This window comes from Pseudomonas fuscovaginae SE-1 (assembly GCF_000364705.1).
Lineage (GTDB): Bacteria > Pseudomonadota > Gammaproteobacteria > Pseudomonadales > Pseudomonadaceae > Aquipseudomonas > Aquipseudomonas fuscovaginae_A.
In genome coordinates, this window is record NZ_AQOH01000017.1 from 1 (window position 1) to 16151 (window position 16151).

Sequence of the window (16151 nt, forward strand, 5' to 3'; positions counted from 1 at the left end):
TCGAAAGCGTGCTCTACAGCCCGCCGATTCATGAAGACTGGCGGCTGTTCGTCGGGGCCGGCTATGCCTTCGGCCGTTTCACCGAAGGCGATGCCCAGCGCCGCTGGCAGCGGCTGGGGGTGGAGAACCGCTCCCGCGACATGACCCTGCAGGCCGAGATCTCCAACCAGTCCTACGGCTACGGCAGCAAGCTCGGGGCCCGGGTGTCGGCGGCCTTCGATATCGACGATCACTGGCAGTACGGCGCCAGCCTCGAACGCCTGTCGGCGGCGACGCCGCTGCGCGCCCTGAAGAACGACATCAGCGCCAATTCGGCCAGTGCCTTCCTGCGCTGGCGGGCCAATGAAAGTCGCGAATGGAAACTGGCGATCACCCCGTCGCGCTTCAGCGACGGCAACCGTCGCACCGAATACCTGCTCACCGGACGCGAGGGTCTCTATAGCAGCGCCCGCGTGCAAGTGGACCTGGGCCTGGAAGTCGGCGCCAGCCACAACAGCAAGAACGAGGACGTGCCGTACTTCAACCCCAAGTCCGACTTCAGCGTGCTGCCGACGGTGAACATCAACCATGTGTTGTACCGCCGTTACGAAACCCAGTGGAGCCAGCAGTTCCAGGTCGGTGCCGGCACCTACAGCCAGCGCGATCACTCCACCGGCGCGATCGCGCTGCTGGGCTATGGCCAGCGGGTGATCTGGAACGATGTGCTGGAGGCCGGGGCCAACCTGAGCTGGATCAGCAGACCCTATGACGGTGACCGCGAGCGCGACCTGCGCTTGATCTTCGACCTGACCTACCGCTTCTAGCCGAGGTGGATGATGCATGTGATCACGCGTTGCGTCCTGTTGCTGGGAGCCTTGCTGGTCGGCGCCTGTGTGCAAAAAACCGTCGAGTTCGTCGCGCCGGCGCAGCGACCGGTGCCGGCCAATGAGGCGCCGTGGCCAAAGAACCACTTCCTGAGCCTGACCTATCACGACGTCGAGGACCGTGACCCCGACCAGCAGGTCGTCGCGGTGCGTACCGAGCGGCTGGTCGATCAGTTGGCCTGGTTACGCGAGAACGGCTACCGGCCCGTGAGCGTGGATCAGATCCTCGCGGCGCGCAACGGCGGCCCGGAGCTGCCGCCCAAGGCGGTGCTGCTGACCTTCGACGACGGCTATTCGAGCTTCTACACCCGGGTGATGCCGTTGCTGCGCAGTTATCACTGGCCGGCGGTACTGGCGCCGGTCGGCGTGTGGATCGATACCCCGATGGACAAACCGGTGGATTTCGCTGGCCAGTTGCGTCCGCGCTCGCAGTTCCTGACCTGGGCCCAGATCAGGGAAGTGGCGGCTTCCGGGCTGGTGGAAATCGCCGCCCACACCAATGCCAGCCACCAGGGCGTGCTCGCCAATCCCCAGGGCAACCTGCAACCGGCGGCGGCGACCCGGCGCTATGACGCGAAGACCGGCCACTATGAAAGCGAGGCCGAGTTCCAGGCGCGCCTGCGCGCCGACGTGGTCGCCATCTCGGCGAAGATTCGCGCAGCCACCGGTTATTCGCCGCGGGTCTGGGTCTGGCCGTACGGTACCGCCGACGGTACCGCGCTGAAGGTGATCGAAAGCCAGGGCTACCAGGTCGCCCTGACCCTGGACGACGGTATCGACAGCCTCGATCAACTGCTGAGCAGCCCGCGCCTGCTGGTGTCCTCCGATCCGGACCTGGTGCACTTCGCCAGCAGTGTCGTCGCGATGCAGGCCCATGTGCCGATGCGGGTGGTGCATGTCGACCTGGACAACGTCTACGACCCGGATCCGGCCCAGCAGGAGGCCAATCTCGGTCGGCTGGTGCAGCGCATCGCCGACCTGGGGGCCAACACCGTGTTCCTGCAGGCCTTTGCCGACCCGACAGGCGATGGCCTGGCCCGCTCGCTGTACTTCCCCAATCGGCACCTGCCGGTGCGCGCCGACCTGTTCGACCGGGTCGCCTGGCAGTTGCGCACCCGCGCCCATGTCCAGGTGTTCGCCTGGATGCCGGTGCTCAGCTTCGCCCTGGATGAAAAACTGCCGCGTGTCAGCCGCTGGGAGCCGGCCACCGGCCAGGTTGCGGTCGATCCCAAGCAGTATCGGCGCCTGTCGCCATTCGATCCCGAGGTACGGCGGATCGTCGGCGAGATCTACGAGGATCTGGCCCGGCTGACCTCGGTCGACGGCATCCTCTATCACGACGACGCCGTGCTCTCCGACTTCGAGGATGCCGGCCCGCAGGCGCTGAAAGCCTACGCCGCCGCCGGTCTGCCGGGCAGCATCGGCGCCCTGCGCGACGATCCGGCCACGTTGCAACGCTGGGCGCGCTTCAAGAGCCGCTACCTGATCGATTTCACCCATGAACTGACCGCCAAGGTCCGGGCTATCCGCGGGCCGCAGGTGCAGACCGCGCGCAACCTGTTCGCCGAACCGGTACTGAACCCGCAGAGCGAGGGCTGGTTCGCGCAGAACCTCGATGACTTCCTCGCCAACTACGACTGGACCGCGCCCATGGCCATGCCCTTGATGGAAGGGCAGAGCGGGCGGCAGGCGGCCGACTGGCTTCTGGCGCTGGTCGACAAGGTCAGGCAGCGCCCCGGCGCCCTCGAACGCACGGTATTCGAACTGCAGGCGCGGGACTGGCGCAGCCAGCCGGCGCAGGATCTGGATGGCGAGCAACTGGTGCAATGGATGGGGCAGCTCAAGCGCAAGGGCGCCACCAGCTTCGGCTACTACCCGGACAACTTCCTCGAGGGCCGTCCCGCCGTGCAGGTCGTGCGTCCGGCACTTTCCAACAAGTGGAACCCCTAGATCATGATGGATCGAATCGTCGCACTGATCGTCCTGGCACTCGTCCTCGGTTTTCCACTGGGCGTGATTTTCCTGGTCACCGGGCAATTGCTGATGGACTTCGTGTTCTTCTACCCGTTGTTCATGTCGGGCCTGTGGATGGCCGGCGGCCTGTACTTCTGGCTGCATTGGGAGCGGCACTGGCCGTGGGAGGCCGATACCCTGCCGCCGCCGTTGCCGGGCGAGCCGCTGATCTCGATCCTGATCCCCTGCTTCAACGAGGGCGACAACGTTGCCGAAACCATCGACGCAGCGTTGACCCAGCACTACCCGAATATCGAAGTCATCGCCATCAACGACGGCTCCAGCGACAACACCGGGCAGATGCTCGACGAGCTGGCGCTGCAGGACCCGCGCCTGCGGGTCATCCACCTGGCGCAGAACCAGGGCAAGGCGGTGGCCTTGAGCATGGGCGCGGTAGCTGCCCGCAGCGAGTACCTGGTGTGCATCGATGGCGATGCGTTGCTGGCGCCGCATACCGCCGCCTACCTGGTGGCGCCACTGTTGCAGAACCCTCGGCTGGGCGCGGTCACCGGCAATCCCAGGATCCGTACCCGCTCGACCCTGGTCGGGCGGGTCCAGGTCGGCGAGTTTTCCTCGATCATCGGCCTGATCAAGCGCACGCAGCGGGTGTTCGGGCGGATCTTCACCGTCTCCGGGGTGGTCTGCGCCTTCCGCCGCACGGCCCTGGACCGGGTGGGCTACTGGAGCCCGGACATGATCACCGAGGACATCGACATCAGCTGGAAGCTGCAGCTCGATCACTGGAGCGTGTTCTACGAGCCCCGGGCGCTGTGCTGGATCCTCATGCCGGAAACCCTGCGCGGGCTGTGGAAGCAGCGGCTGCGTTGGGCCCGGGGCGGTGCCGAGGTGCTGTTCAAGAACGTGCGCGGCATCTGGCACTGGCGCCATCGCTACCTCTGGCCGCTGCTGTTCGAATACTGCCTGTCGACCGGCTGGGCGTTCACCTTCGTGCTGTCGATCATCTTCTACTGCCTGGGTCTGTTCATCGAGCTGCCGGAAGCGATCAACGTGCAGCGCATCCTGCCCCCGGCCTTTACCGGGCTGCTGCTGGCGGTGGTCTGCCTGGGGCAGTTCGCGGTCAGCGTGCTGATCGACCGCCGGTACGAACGGGACCTGTGGAAGATCATGTTCTGGGTGATCTGGTACCCCCTGGTGTTCTGGCTGATCAGCCTGTTCACCACCCTGGTCAGCTTTCCCCGGGTGCTGTTCGGCCAGGACGGCAGGCGGGCCCGCTGGATCAGTCCGGATCGCGGTATCAAGCCGTTCGATGGCGACAAGCAGAAGGTGCGTCCATGAAAATCATCAAGACCCGCCAGCACCCCCTGATGGTGGTCATCGATACGCTGGTCACCCTGTTGGCCTGGGCCGGCCTGCTGTATCTGCTGGTCGAGGGACTGTGGCCGATGTTCGACGGCCACGCCGGCCCGCGTATCGACATTTCGTTTTTCAAGGCCCTCGACACCCTGCAGATCTATCTGTGGGTGGCCTTGCTGAATGCGCTCGTGCTGATCGCCTGGGCCCGCTACCAGCAGCGCAAGAGCCGTGGCTTCGCGCAACGGCGCCTGGCCCCGCCGGTTGTTGGCGACGATGGCCTGAGCCGCAGCTTCCGGCTCAGCGAGGACAAGTTCGCGCGGATGCGCGAGTCCGCCTCGATGATCGTGCACAACGACGAGGACGGTGGGGTGCGTGAGGTGTTCACGCACCTGTATCGCGTCGAACCAGGCGAGCAGCCCCAGCCGCTGGCGCCGCATCCGCATGTGATCCGCCTGCCTTCGGAGGGGGATGGCAAGCCGCAGGGCTAACTATCTAGTGCCTGGCCGCGGGCGTTGGCGCCTTAGGCTTCTCCCTTTTTCCATGGAAAGAGGGAAAGCTCATGGAGAGCCTCCAGCAGGCCCCGGACAACGGCGGGGCAGCGACCATATTACCTGCGCCCGACAGCGTACTGCTCAAGCGTTTCGAAGAGCGATTGCTCGAGCACCTTGCCACTTCGCCGCATCCCAGCCTTTCGCTCAATCGGCTCCAGGAGGCGTTGAACCGTGCACTCGATCATCAACGCGAGCTCAAGCGCCTGCTGGAGCGGGCGCCACGGATCGGTGTCGTACTCGGGCAACTGCTGCGCGAAAACTTCGGGCATGACCCGCAACACCTGTTGTTCAACGTGCCAGCGGGTGACGGTGACGAACCGACGAGCCGCAATCTGGTGCAGGTCGCCCTGGCGCTGCTGCGCAATCCGTTCCTGTCCCTGGAATCGGGAGTGGTGCTGAGCCTTGCTGGCAAGCCGGGTGGCATTCCGGCGCTGACCCCCGCCCAGGTGCTGACCCGCCTCAAGAGCCTGGGATTGGCCTCCAGGGTCGCCGCCAGCCTGCACGACTACTGGCAGCAGCCGGCCGATGGCTGCCACGTTTCCCGTCGGCAGCGAGTGGTCGAGCTGCACAGGTTGATGTTTCACGACAAGGCCTTGCTGGCACAAGGGCTAGGTGTGCTGTCCGCCACGGCGACAGCGATGCTGGTGGGACTGCTGGACGCGCCGTCCGCCCACGTCCGGGAGCTGGCCGGCGGGCGTTGGGCCAAACTGGTGGTGGCGGAACTGGCCTGGCCAGGTGTCGGCCCGGTCGCCCCCGTGCTCAGCGGTGCCTTGCACCTGTGGAGCTCCGGTAGCGATGCACGGGGTCGGCAGGTGGTGTTCGTGCCGGGCGTCGCCGAGGAGTTCTTCGAGTTCACCAGCCTTGCCGAATTGCAGCGTGAACTCCCGAGGCACCTCAACGCACCGGGCAACTATGCAGCCTGGCGATTGCTGCCCCTGCAGGAACGCCATGAACTGTTCGGCCAGGCGGACCCGGCCGCCCTGCCATATGGCTTCCTGGCGCGTGCCCCGCTGGACGACGATGCCCTGGCCCACAGCGCCCTGGGCCGGCTGGATACACAACTGGCCAACGAATGGGCCGGGGCATTGCTGATCAATACGGCCTACCTGTTGCCACAACGGTCGAGCGCCGCCATGCGCCTGGCGCCCTTGCAGGCGGTGGAGGCCGTGCAGCAGGCACGTTCTGCCCTGGCTCGCCTGCCGGTGATCCGCCCGCTGCTTGCGCGTCTGTTGCGCAGTGATGAGCGGCACGGGATGCTGGCGATCACCTTTGGCAGTCTGTCCGCCGGCATTCCCCTGCGCTTGCGCCAGGGCAAGGTTCGTGAGCAGGAGCGTGGCCTGCTCGGGTTGCTTGGGCAGGCGGATGCGTCTCAGCCGAGGGCCCTGCTGGACGACCATGAGCCATGGCTTGCGCAGGTAGGCAAGGTGCGCGGGCTTCTGGGCGACCGCGATCGCTACGCCCAGGCGTCGTTCTGGAGCGGCAGGGACGAACTGGGTGTCGAGCTGGCCGACCGGCTTGCCAAGGGCCGTTGCCAGGCCCTGTTGCATGAGGCACGGATGCAGCGCCAGCTCGGCTTGTTCGGGCAAGCCGAGCTGGCGCGGCTGCTCGATGTGCTGCCCGCGGCGCTGCTGGCGCAACCCCGTGTCGTCTCCGATACCCAGGTGGCGAGTATCGCGGTGGGGCCCGCGGGAGCGCCCTGGACGTTGACGGGAGCCTGTGTCATCTGTACCCGTGAGGCGCTGGCCGACCCTCGGCTGAATACCGCGGCACTGCTGTTCGTTCCGGGGGACCTGGGCGGCCTCGAGGCGTTCGTGAGCCTCGACAGCCTGTCACAGCGAGTCGGCCTGACCCTGCTTGATCCCGAATGCGAAAGCCTCTGGCCACTGGTTGCCCGCGAGCGGCGCGGCGAGCTGCGCGACTGGCTGCGCGAACTGGCGCCGGGCGCGGGTGTCCCGGTGCACTATCAGGTCATTGTCAAGGACGCCTGGCAGCAAGGAGTGAAACAGCAGATCGAGGAACACCTGCGGACCTGCCGGGCGATCGAGGGGGGCCTGCGGCCCTTCTCGGAAATCGGTGATGCCCGCAGCTCGTTGCAGATGCTTGCCCATGAGCTGGAACAGAACCTGCGTGTTCCCGGACATGACGCCCGTGAGCGGGCGCTGGAGAACCTGGCTGTCCTGCAACTGACTGCGGCGCAGGCCCGCGAACTGCCCGAGTGGCTGGCACAGGCGCAGCTTGTCCTGCGCCAGCGCTATGCCCGCCTGCTGAGACATTACCTGTTGAGCGCGCAGGCCCTGACGCAACGCCTGGAGCAGCGCCTGCCGGACCTGGACGACTTCGCCCGTGCCAAGCTCATCGAGCGGCTCGAGCGGGATGGTTTTCATCCCGGCCTGGAGATCGACAAGCCGCTGCTCGACCTGCCCGACCGCGTCGAGCGGGTGTGGGTCGGGCACCCGGAAAGTCCGGCCGGTGGCTCCACCGCGAAGACGGAGGTCAGCCCGCAACGCCGGCGCTACAGTTTCCTGCAACTGGCTCTGGAGAACCTCGACCCGCATGCCCCCGCCACCCGGCTGCGGCTGCAGCATGGGCGGATCCTGGACCCGGCCTGGCAGGAGCGCCTGACACCCGACTACCTGATTTCGAGCATTTCCAACCTTGACCTGGGCGGGCAATACGACACGCTGATCCACCAGGCCTTCTATGGTATCGACGATCCCCGGCATGAAGCCGTACCGGCTTTCGAGCGGCAGTTGCTGGCGCGCCTGGTACGTCAACGGGCCCGCCTGGAGCTGTTCAGCGCGAGGCAACAGGGGCTGGGCGAGCAGGCCGCGCGGTTGTTCGAGCGGGCGCTGGACGAGGGGGCCGGCCTGCAACCGCGCAATGACGGTCCGGCACCGGAGTTGTACTTCCTCACCTTCGCCGGTCGGGCCTTCGCCAAGGCCCGGCATGTTGGCAATGCCGTGGCGATCCGCGACAAGGAGTCCGGTCTGACGCTGGTCTATCTGCCAGGTGCCCCGCATGCCCAGGTGTTGACCGAGTACCCCGGCCTGGCAGCGGCCCAGCAGGGATTGGTCGACCACGAGCAGGCGTTGCAGCGGATCGAGGACATTGCGCAACGGTTGTCGGTGGGTTGGGCGGCGCAGGTCATCGAGGAGTATCCCGCCGAACTGGCTGTCCCGATGACCTGTCCGCCAGCCGATCAGCTGCCGGAGCCGGTACCTGAGCTGACCCATCCGCTGTTGGCGGCCAAGCCCGGCTGGCTGTTCAAACTCATCAAGAGCTGGTGGCACAGTGAGGTGGAGCAGCCATTTCCGGGGCCTGAGGCACTGAAACAGGAAGTGCGACGCGAGATCGAGCAGAACCCCGGGCACTGGCTGCGCCTGGAGAGGACCCGGCGTTCGGACCTGACGCTGATCCTTGCCCATGCCCTGGTGTTGCGGGCCCAGCAACGTGCCAGGGTGGTATCCCAGTCCAACCGACAGTTGTCACAGCAGCGCGAGACCCATGAGCGTGAACAGCGCACGGCCTACTGGCTGAGGGTGCTGTCGGTGGTGCCGGGTATCAGTGTTGCCGTCAATATCCGCGACAGTGCCGTGGCCTTGCGCCAGTTCTCCCGCAGTGGCGATCCGCGTGATGCCTTCGAGCTGTTCAAGGCGGTGCACATGGCCCTGGTGGATATTGCACCGACCCTCTACCCGGTCGCCATGGCGGCTCGGCCGGCACGGGTTGCCCTGGGGGCCTGGGCACGTGCGGCCCTGAAAAGTATCAGCCGCAGGCGTCTGCTGCAGGGCCGGGGCGCCCTGGCGAAGTTCGATGCGACGGCTCGCCCCGCGCTTGCCCTCCCGGGTTATGCCGCGAACATCGCCGGGGATGGCGCTGTGCCTTTGCACGGTCCGGTCAATGCCGGCAGCCAGGTGAAGGAGGGTGTGCAGTTCATCGGCGATGGGCACCATCGCTACGAGGTCTATCGACCCAAGGGCGAGTCGGCCTTGCGTCTGAAGAAAACCGCCGAACAGCCGAATGAGCTGATCCTGTACATCCGCGAGTCGGGAGAGCACCTGTTGCGTGCCGATGCTCCCGAGCCGCAGCCGGGCCCCAGTCGCGGATTCTTCCACCGCCCCTGGGAGGCGGTACCTGCGCCATCAACGGCGCCGGTCGCCATGTCGCGACTGGAGTGGATGAGCCGTCGGCCGGCTGCTTCATCCTCCCACTGGAGGGCCTGGGGGCTGGCATTGGCAGACAGCGAAGTGGTGGAGCTGCCGCCAGGCAGGGGCCTGTATCGAAACCGGAGCAGCAATGCCCGCCTGTTGAAACTCGATGACCGCTACTTCGAACTGCTGGCCGATGGTTCCGATATCGAGCCCGAGATCGTTTTCCTCAGGCGCCCCGGCCCGCTGGCCGAGTTGGCCCTGAGCGATTTCGAACACTGGTGGTCCCACCTGGACCAACAGCCACTGCCGGTGAGTTTCGATCCACGGAGCGGCGTCTGGACGCCCCGCGCGCCGTTGTTCGAGGTGCCCGGACCGCAGCTTCTCGAACCACTGACCGGGCACATGAGCGCAGGCAGCCGAACCCGCACGCTCAATCGACTGATCGAGCGCTCCGAGACCGGCAGCGCGGCGGTGACCGCCAGCCGCATGGTGGCCCTCAAGCGCACGCTGGAAACATGGGGTGCGCGTGGGGTGGACCTGCATGTGCTGTTGCGGGAGCTGGAGGGGCGGGTCGCTCAGCGTTACTTTCGCATCGGTTTGCCGGAGGGGAGCGCAGGCTTTTCCCGGCTGGATTTCGAGCCTTCCCACGTGATCAATCCACGTTTCTTCGATGTCGAGGGGCGGCACCGGGTCATGGACCTGTCACTGCACACCGAGCGGGCGGTGAGAGACATCCTTCTGCAGCATGGTTTCGTGGTCAACGAGATACCCAAGGGGCGCTCCTTCCTCTCGGTCAACCTGGAGTGCACCCATCCGGCGTCCGAGTACCGTTATCTGTTCCTGCTCAAATGGACGCGCAATGATGCGCTGGAGTTTTTCCGTTCCCGCGGCGCGCCGGTACAGTTGTCGGATGCCTGGTTGCGCCGGTTGGTCGACACCCGCTCGATCGGCCACAGCGACCGGCTGCAACCGGCCAGGGCGGCGCTGGAGCAGGGGCGGCTGGTGAAGCTGGTCGCCGGCCTGCAGCGGGTGCCGGATTCGCAGCGGATCGTGGTGTTCTTTATCCGGGTACAGTGAGCGGCTGTGGCCTCGAAGCGACTGCTCTGAGGACAAGCCAAACGTTGTGAAAACCAAGCCTTGAGGAAAGGAATCATGTTCGGCCTGGGCGCATTGAAACTGGTTGGCTGTACGCCTTTTCAACCGCCACCGCCGGAGTTCACCCAGTGGAGCAAGAAAGGCGTGTCTGTCGAAGGTGTCATAGACGCCATGCATGGCTGCGGCTATAGCAATGTCGACGGGGCGGGAGACAAGGCCCCGATCGATGTGGTACTCACACGCTTCTACTGCATGAAGGACTCCGGTTTTTCCTTGCCCGGTAACGTCTATCTCTGCAAGGTTGGCCGCATCGGCGAGTCACCGGTGTGCGAAGGTCGTCGATAACGATTCTATGGATGGAGAGTGGGCAATGAACAACAGGAACAACGTCAACCAGGCACGTCATGGTCATTGGGTTGCGACCGCACTTTGCGCGGTTCTCGGGCTCGGCGGCTGCGCCTCGTCGATGTCCACCACCGGCGAGCCGGGGGTGAAGATGGGCGATAGTTACTCGCAGGTGCTCGCCGTGGTCAGCCGCAACAATGCCGTGACCAAGGAGGTCAAGGGCGAGGGCTTCAGGGCCGAAGGCTACTCGCCGACGTTCAAGGACTGTCGCATCAAGTATTTCCTCTTCCAGGGCGCCGATGGCTTGCAGCGCGTGAGCTTCGAACCGGCACCGCAACTGTCGGTCAACCAGAACTGCCGCCAGCCCTGACAGGTTTGTCTTTCTCAAGCCTGTTCATCCGCTTGAGCGTGCTATGGCGCGTGAGCCGAACAACCGGCCGTGAACAGGTACTCAGCGAGTCGCTTGCCCATGAAAACTCCATGTATTGCCCCTGTCATGCTTCTGCTACTGCTGAGCGGCTGTGGCCAGCTGTCCAATGTCCGGTCGTTCTCGACCGCCTACACCTCGCCACAGTCGGGGGAAACGGCCCGCCTGCGCGTCGTCAGCGACGGCATGGTGCGTGCGGTGCCCGGACGCAACTGCCTGGATTGGACGAGCCCGGGCGCCGGCGTGATGGTGTCGGCGCAGTCCGGTTTCACCGACCGTAACGGCGAGCGTCTGGGCATGCCAGGTGTGGCACCCCGCTTGGTGGATGCCGTTTCGTCGGAGCTGGTCATTGCGGCGAACAAACCCGTCGCCTTTCATTTCCTGGCCCAGCAACACTACGCCCGGCAGTGCTTCAGCACCCTGACCTTCGTACCCCGTCCCGGCGCGGATTACCTGCTGCGGGCAACCACGGCCGGAGCGTGCCGGATCGAACTGGATGAACTGCGCGGCAGTGAGGGACAGTTGCAGGCCGTCGGGGCGTCGCAGACGGCGAAGGCTTCGATGTGCAACGCCATGGACAATTTCTAGCGGCAGTTGCACGACCTTGAAAACAAAAATGCCCCGGATCGACGATCCGGGGCATTTTTCGAAGATGGCGCACTCGGCGGGATTCGAACCCACGACCCCTGCCTTCGGAGGGCAGTACTCTATCCAGCTGAGCTACGAGTGCTTGTGCGGGCGACATCATACCTATCTAGACCCTGGGCGTCCACGCCGGTTTTCAGCCGCTGACTTTGCCCTGTCCCGGCGGCTCGTTTTCCCGCACGCCGCTGGCGCGGATTCCCCGGCCAAGGGCTTTCTGGCGCTTTGACGCAACTGATCTATCGTTCTCCTGCTACGGGTTCGCCGAGCGTTTTCCTCGTTGTCGTCGCCTCAGGGAGAGATGCATGTCCACCGTCAATCCGCAAATCACCGACGCCGTTACCCAGTCGAACGTCCAGGTCGTCGGCAGCGCGCCGGCCACGGCGATCGCTTCGCTGTGCCAGGTCAGCAGCCACGCGGTCAGTCTGGCCCTGCAGAATGCGGTCAGCCAGCAGCAGGCGCTGAATATCATCGGCAACGCCACGGTGGCGTCCGCCGTGCAACAGATTCTCGCGGCAGGAGCACGCTCATGAGCAAGGACGACGCGTCTGGCGCCCAGCCGCAAGCGACCGATCCCGCTGCAACGGCGTCGGCGTTGCTGGGGGAACTCAACGAGCAGTTGCTCAAGCAGGCGACCGCAGGCATCGGCAACGAGGCCCTGAACCGGCAGATCGTCGAGGCGGTGAACCTGATCAACACCCAGTTGGCGGCCCAGGTGCCGGCGCTGTCGGCCCTGGGGCCCGAGCTGCTGACCCGCCAGGCCGGCGGCCTGGTCGCGCAGTCGGCCGCCAGTTATTTCGACGGGGTCACCAAGCTGGCCCTGGCTGCCCAGGGGGTATTGCTACGGCAGATGACCGAGAGCATCCTCAAGGAGGATCTGAGTGCCGCCAACGAAAGTGCCTTGGGCGCGCTCAATACCCACCTGCTGGTCAGTGGCGCCGCTGCGGTGGCCGCCGCCACCGGGGTACTGGACGCCGAAGGGGTGACCGGGGCGATCGAACGCATCGACCAGAGCATCGCCCGCTTCAGCGCGCATCTTTGCGAACGAACGTCGTCCGAGTGAATGACATTCGCAACAGGCCCCATCGTCCCGTGCAAGGAGTCAGAACATGACCGAAGTGAATTCGCAAATCACCGATGCCGTCACCCAGTCGAATGTCCAGACCGTGGCCGAAGCTCCGGCCATGGCCATGGGCAGCCTTTATCAGTCCCTGGCGCACTCCACCGGCATCCTCTTCGAGAATGCGGTTAGTAACCAGCAACAGCAGAACACCCTGGCCCAGGCCGCCACCACCCAGGGCGTGATGCGGATCTACAGCGTGGATACGAGCGCGAGCGCCGCCGATGTCGAGAAGGTCGCGCAGGCCGGGGTCGCCGACAACCTCACCAGCCTGCTGACCGTGCTGAAATCCTTCCAGTCCAGGTGATTGCCGATCTGGCCCCGTGCTACCAGGTGCCGCGCGGGGCCAGGGTGACGCTGATCAGAAAAACCCTCGCCAGTGGTCTATTCTCGTTCTTTTTTTCGAACAGACTATTGTCCTTTGACCCCATTGATCCTAGGATTCGTTTGAGATTTCAAACGCTCCTGTCTGGGTGCTGAACCGTACAGCTATCTCCTGTGCGCTATTTATGTGCTTCGGCCCGGTGAATGAATTTCCTGACGGCAGCCCTTCAAGGCGCCTTTCTACAATCAATAATTCGCTGCGCTCATGCGCGGTGCTGTTAAGGAAAGCCTACATGCAGCTCAAAGATACCCAGTTGTTCCGCCAGCAAGCCTTCATCAACGGTGCATGGGCCGACGCGGACAATGGTCAGACGATCAAGGTCAACAACCCGGCCACGGGCGACATCCTGGGTACCGTGCCGAAGATGGGCGCCGCCGAAACCCGCCGTGCCATCGAGGCCGCCGACAAGGCGCTGCCGGCCTGGCGTGCACTGACCGCCAAGGAGCGTTCGAACAAACTGCGTCGCTGGTTCGAACTGATGATCGAGAACCAGGACGACCTGGCGCGCCTGATGACCCTGGAGCAGGGCAAGCCGCTGGCCGAAGCCAAGGGCGAAATCGCCTACGCCGCTTCCTTCATCGAGTGGTTCGCCGAAGAGGCCAAGCGCGTCTATGGTGACGTGATTCCCGGCCACCAGCCGGACAAGCGCCTGATCGTGATCAAGCAGCCGATCGGCGTGACCGCCGCCATCACTCCGTGGAACTTCCCGGCCGCGATGATCACCCGTAAAGCCGGCCCGGCCCTGGCCGCCGGTTGCACCATGGTGCTCAAGCCCGCTTCGCAGACCCCGTTCTCGGCCTTGGCCCTGGCCGAGCTGGCCCAGCGCGCCGGCATCCCGCAAGGCGTGTTCAGCGTGGTCACCGGCAGCGCCGGGGAAGTCGGCGGCGAGCTGACCGGCAACCCGATCGTGCGCAAGCTGTCCTTCACCGGCTCGACCGAGATCGGTCGCCAACTGATGGCCGAATGTGCCCAGGACATCAAGAAGGTGTCCCTGGAACTGGGTGGCAACGCGCCATTCATCGTGTTCGACGACGCCGACCTGGACAAGGCGGTCGAGGGCGCGATCATCTCCAAGTACCGCAACAACGGCCAGACCTGTGTCTGCGCCAACCGCCTGTACGTGCAGGACGGTGTCTACGATGCCTTCGCCGAGAAGCTGAAGGCGGCGGTCGCCAAGCTGAAGATCGGCAACGGCCTGGAGGAGGGCACCACCACCGGCCCGCTGATCGACGAGAAAGCCGTGGCCAAGGTCAAGGAGCACATCGCCGACGCCCTGAGCAAAGGCGCCACCGTGCTGACCGGCGGCAACGCGATGGAAGGCAACTTCTTCGAGCCGACCGTGCTGGTCAACGTGCCGAACAACGCCGCCGTGGCCAAGGAAGAAACCTTCGGCCCACTGGCGCCGCTGTTCCGCTTCAAGGACGAAGCCGACGTCATCGCGATGTCCAACGACACCGAGTTCGGCCTGGCTTCCTATTTCTACGCCCGTGACCTGGGCCGTGTGTTCCGCGTGGCCGAGGCCCTGGAATACGGCATGGTCGGCGTCAACACCGGGCTGATCTCCAACGAAGTCGCACCGTTCGGCGGGATCAAGGCCTCGGGCCTGGGTCGCGAAGGTTCCAAGTACGGCATCGAAGACTACCTGGAAATCAAATACCTCTGCCTGGGCGTCTAACCCGGTCGGATGCTTCGGCGACAGGGGCACGAGAGCGCTGCTCCTGTCGCGTTTCACACGTCACTTTCAATGTGGCCGGAACCCTGTGCCAGTCGATCATCGTATGCTGGCGCAGTGCTCTCCCTGCCGCGTCATCCTTGAACCACGCCGCCCGATGAGCGGTGAATGAGGACAATATGAGCAAGACCAACGAATCCCTGATGCAACGCCGCCAGGCCGCCGTTCCACGCGGCGTCGGCCAGATCCACCCGATCTTCGCCGACTCGGCGAAGAACGCCACGGTGACGGACGTCGAAGGCCGCGAGTTCATCGACTTCGCTGGCGGTATCGCCGTACTGAACACCGGTCACGTGCACCCGAAAATCATCGCCGCGGTGACCGAGCAGCTGAACAAGCTGACCCACACCTGCTTCCAGGTCCTGGCCTACGAGCCGTACGTGGAACTGTGCGAGAAAGTGAACGCCCGTGTTCCTGGCGACTTCGCCAAGAAAACCCTGCTGGTCACCACCGGTTCCGAAGCCGTCGAGAACGCCGTGAAGATCGCCCGTGCCGCCACTGGCCGCGCCGGCGTGATCGCCTTCACCGGCGCCTACCACGGCCGTACCATGATGACCCTGGGCCTGACCGGCAAGGTCGTGCCTTACTCGGCCGGCATGGGCCTGATGCCAGGCGGCATCTTCCGCGCGCTGTACCCGAACGAACTGCACGGCGTGAGTATCGACGACTCCATCGCCAGCATCGAGCGCATCTTCAAGAACGACGCCGAGCCACGTGACATCGCCGCGATCATCATCGAGCCGGTCCAGGGCGAGGGCGGTTTCTACGTCGCGCCGAAAGAGTTCATGAAGCGCCTGCGTGCCCTGTGCGACCAGCACGGCATCCTGCTGATCGCCGACGAAGTGCAGACCGGTGCCGGTCGTACCGGTACCTTCTTCGCCATGGAACAGATGGGCGTAGCGCCTGACCTGACCACCTTCGCCAAGTCCATCGCCGGTGGCTTCCCGCTGGCCGGTGTGTGCGGCAAGGCCGAGTACATGGACGCCATCGCGCCAGGTGGCCTGGGCGGTACCTACGCCGGTAGCCCGATCGCCTGCGCCGCGGCCCTGGCCGTGATGGAAGTGTTCGAGGAAGAAAAGCTGCTGGACCGCAGCAAGGCAGTCGGCGAGCGTCTGGTGACCGGCCTGAAGAAGATCCAGGCCAAGTACCCGGTGATCGGTGATGTGCGTGCCTTGGGGGCGATGATCGCGGTCGAGTTGTTCGACGACGGCGACACCCACAAGCCGAATGCGGCCGCCGTGGCGCAGATCGTCGCCAAGGCCCGTGAAAAAGGCCTGATCCTGCTGTCCTGCGGCACCTACGGCAACGTCCTGCGCGTGCTGGTTCCGCTGACCTCGCCGGACGAGCAACTGGACAAGGGCCTGGCGATCATCGAAGAATGCTTCGCTGAACTCTGAGCCTGGTCATGCGCCGGACAAAAAGACCCGCTTCGGCGGGTTTTTTTGTTTCAGGGCACGCCAATCGGGGTTCCCGGTTGTATCTGGTCAGCTGTTTTGACTAAGGTGTCAGGACT

Annotated in this window: 12 protein-coding genes, 1 tRNA gene and 1 pseudogene; 13 read left to right on the plus strand and 1 reads right to left on the minus strand. The window is 65.0% G+C overall.

Annotated elements, in window-relative coordinates; translation table 11 throughout:
- The 8 genes and pseudogenes from K675_RS0102520 to K675_RS0102555 all read left to right on the plus strand — a co-directional run.
- A pseudogene (locus K675_RS0102520) lies at positions 1–803 on the plus strand (poly-beta-1,6 N-acetyl-D-glucosamine export porin PgaA); the annotation flags it as partial.
- A gap of 12 nt (positions 804–815) precedes the next feature.
- Entirely contained in the window at positions 816–2813 is a 1998-nt protein-coding gene (gene pgaB / locus K675_RS0102525) for a poly-beta-1,6-N-acetyl-D-glucosamine N-deacetylase PgaB (RefSeq protein WP_026144861.1), read from the plus strand.
- A gap of 3 nt (positions 2814–2816) precedes the next feature.
- Entirely contained in the window at positions 2817–4172 is a 1356-nt protein-coding gene (gene pgaC / locus K675_RS0102530) for a poly-beta-1,6-N-acetyl-D-glucosamine synthase (RefSeq protein WP_017901938.1), read from the plus strand.
- The gene (gene pgaD, locus K675_RS0102535; RefSeq protein ID WP_017901939.1) at positions 4169–4678 is read left to right on the plus strand and encodes a poly-beta-1,6-N-acetyl-D-glucosamine biosynthesis protein PgaD; all 510 of its coding nucleotides are present in this window, start codon (positions 4169–4171) and stop codon (positions 4676–4678) included. Before pgaC ends, pgaD begins: the two co-directional genes overlap by 4 nt.
- Before the next feature lie 71 nt (positions 4679–4749).
- Positions 4750–9969, plus strand: a complete 5220-nt coding sequence (locus K675_RS0102540; RefSeq protein ID WP_017901940.1) for a dermonecrotic toxin domain-containing protein — start codon at positions 4750–4752, stop codon at positions 9967–9969.
- A 75-nt stretch (positions 9970–10044) separates the two neighbouring features.
- Positions 10045–10332, plus strand: a complete 288-nt coding sequence (locus K675_RS0102545; protein WP_017901941.1) for a hypothetical protein — start codon at positions 10045–10047, stop codon at positions 10330–10332.
- A 25-nt stretch (positions 10333–10357) separates the two neighbouring features.
- Positions 10358–10702, plus strand: coding sequence for a hypothetical protein (locus K675_RS0102550; protein ID WP_017901942.1), 345 nt, complete (start codon positions 10358–10360; stop codon positions 10700–10702).
- A gap of 126 nt (positions 10703–10828) precedes the next feature.
- Positions 10829–11347 carry a hypothetical protein gene (locus K675_RS0102555; protein WP_017901943.1) on the plus strand — a complete coding sequence of 173 codons (519 nt, stop codon included), beginning with the start codon at positions 10829–10831 and terminating at the stop codon, positions 11345–11347.
- 65 nt (positions 11348–11412) lie between these two features.
- Here K675_RS0102555 and K675_RS0102560 read toward each other — a convergent pair.
- Positions 11413–11489, minus strand: a tRNA-Arg gene (locus K675_RS0102560).
- A 217-nt stretch (positions 11490–11706) separates the two neighbouring features.
- Between K675_RS0102560 and K675_RS0102565 the strand changes: the two genes are divergently transcribed.
- The 5 genes from K675_RS0102565 to gabT all read left to right on the plus strand — a co-directional run bounded on the left by K675_RS0102565 (position 11707) and on the right by gabT (position 16035).
- On the plus strand, positions 11707–11934 hold the full coding sequence (locus K675_RS0102565) for a RebB family R body protein (RefSeq protein WP_017901944.1): 228 nt from the start codon (positions 11707–11709) through the stop codon (positions 11932–11934).
- Positions 11931–12464 carry a hypothetical protein gene (locus tag K675_RS0102570; protein WP_017901945.1) on the plus strand — a complete coding sequence of 178 codons (534 nt, stop codon included), beginning with the start codon at positions 11931–11933 and terminating at the stop codon, positions 12462–12464. Before K675_RS0102565 ends, K675_RS0102570 begins: the two co-directional genes overlap by 4 nt.
- Positions 12465–12510: 46 nt before the next feature.
- On the plus strand, positions 12511–12828 hold the full coding sequence (locus K675_RS0102575) for a RebB family R body protein (RefSeq protein ID WP_017901946.1): 318 nt from the start codon (positions 12511–12513) through the stop codon (positions 12826–12828).
- Positions 12829–13138: 310 nt separating this feature from the next.
- Positions 13139–14581, plus strand: a complete 1443-nt coding sequence (gene gabD, locus K675_RS0102580) for an NADP-dependent succinate-semialdehyde dehydrogenase (protein ID WP_017901947.1) — start codon at positions 13139–13141, stop codon at positions 14579–14581.
- Between the two features lie 176 nt (positions 14582–14757).
- Entirely contained in the window at positions 14758–16035 is a 1278-nt protein-coding gene (gene gabT, locus K675_RS0102585) for a 4-aminobutyrate--2-oxoglutarate transaminase (RefSeq protein ID WP_017901948.1), read from the plus strand.
- Positions 16036–16151: the final 116 nt, after the last annotated feature.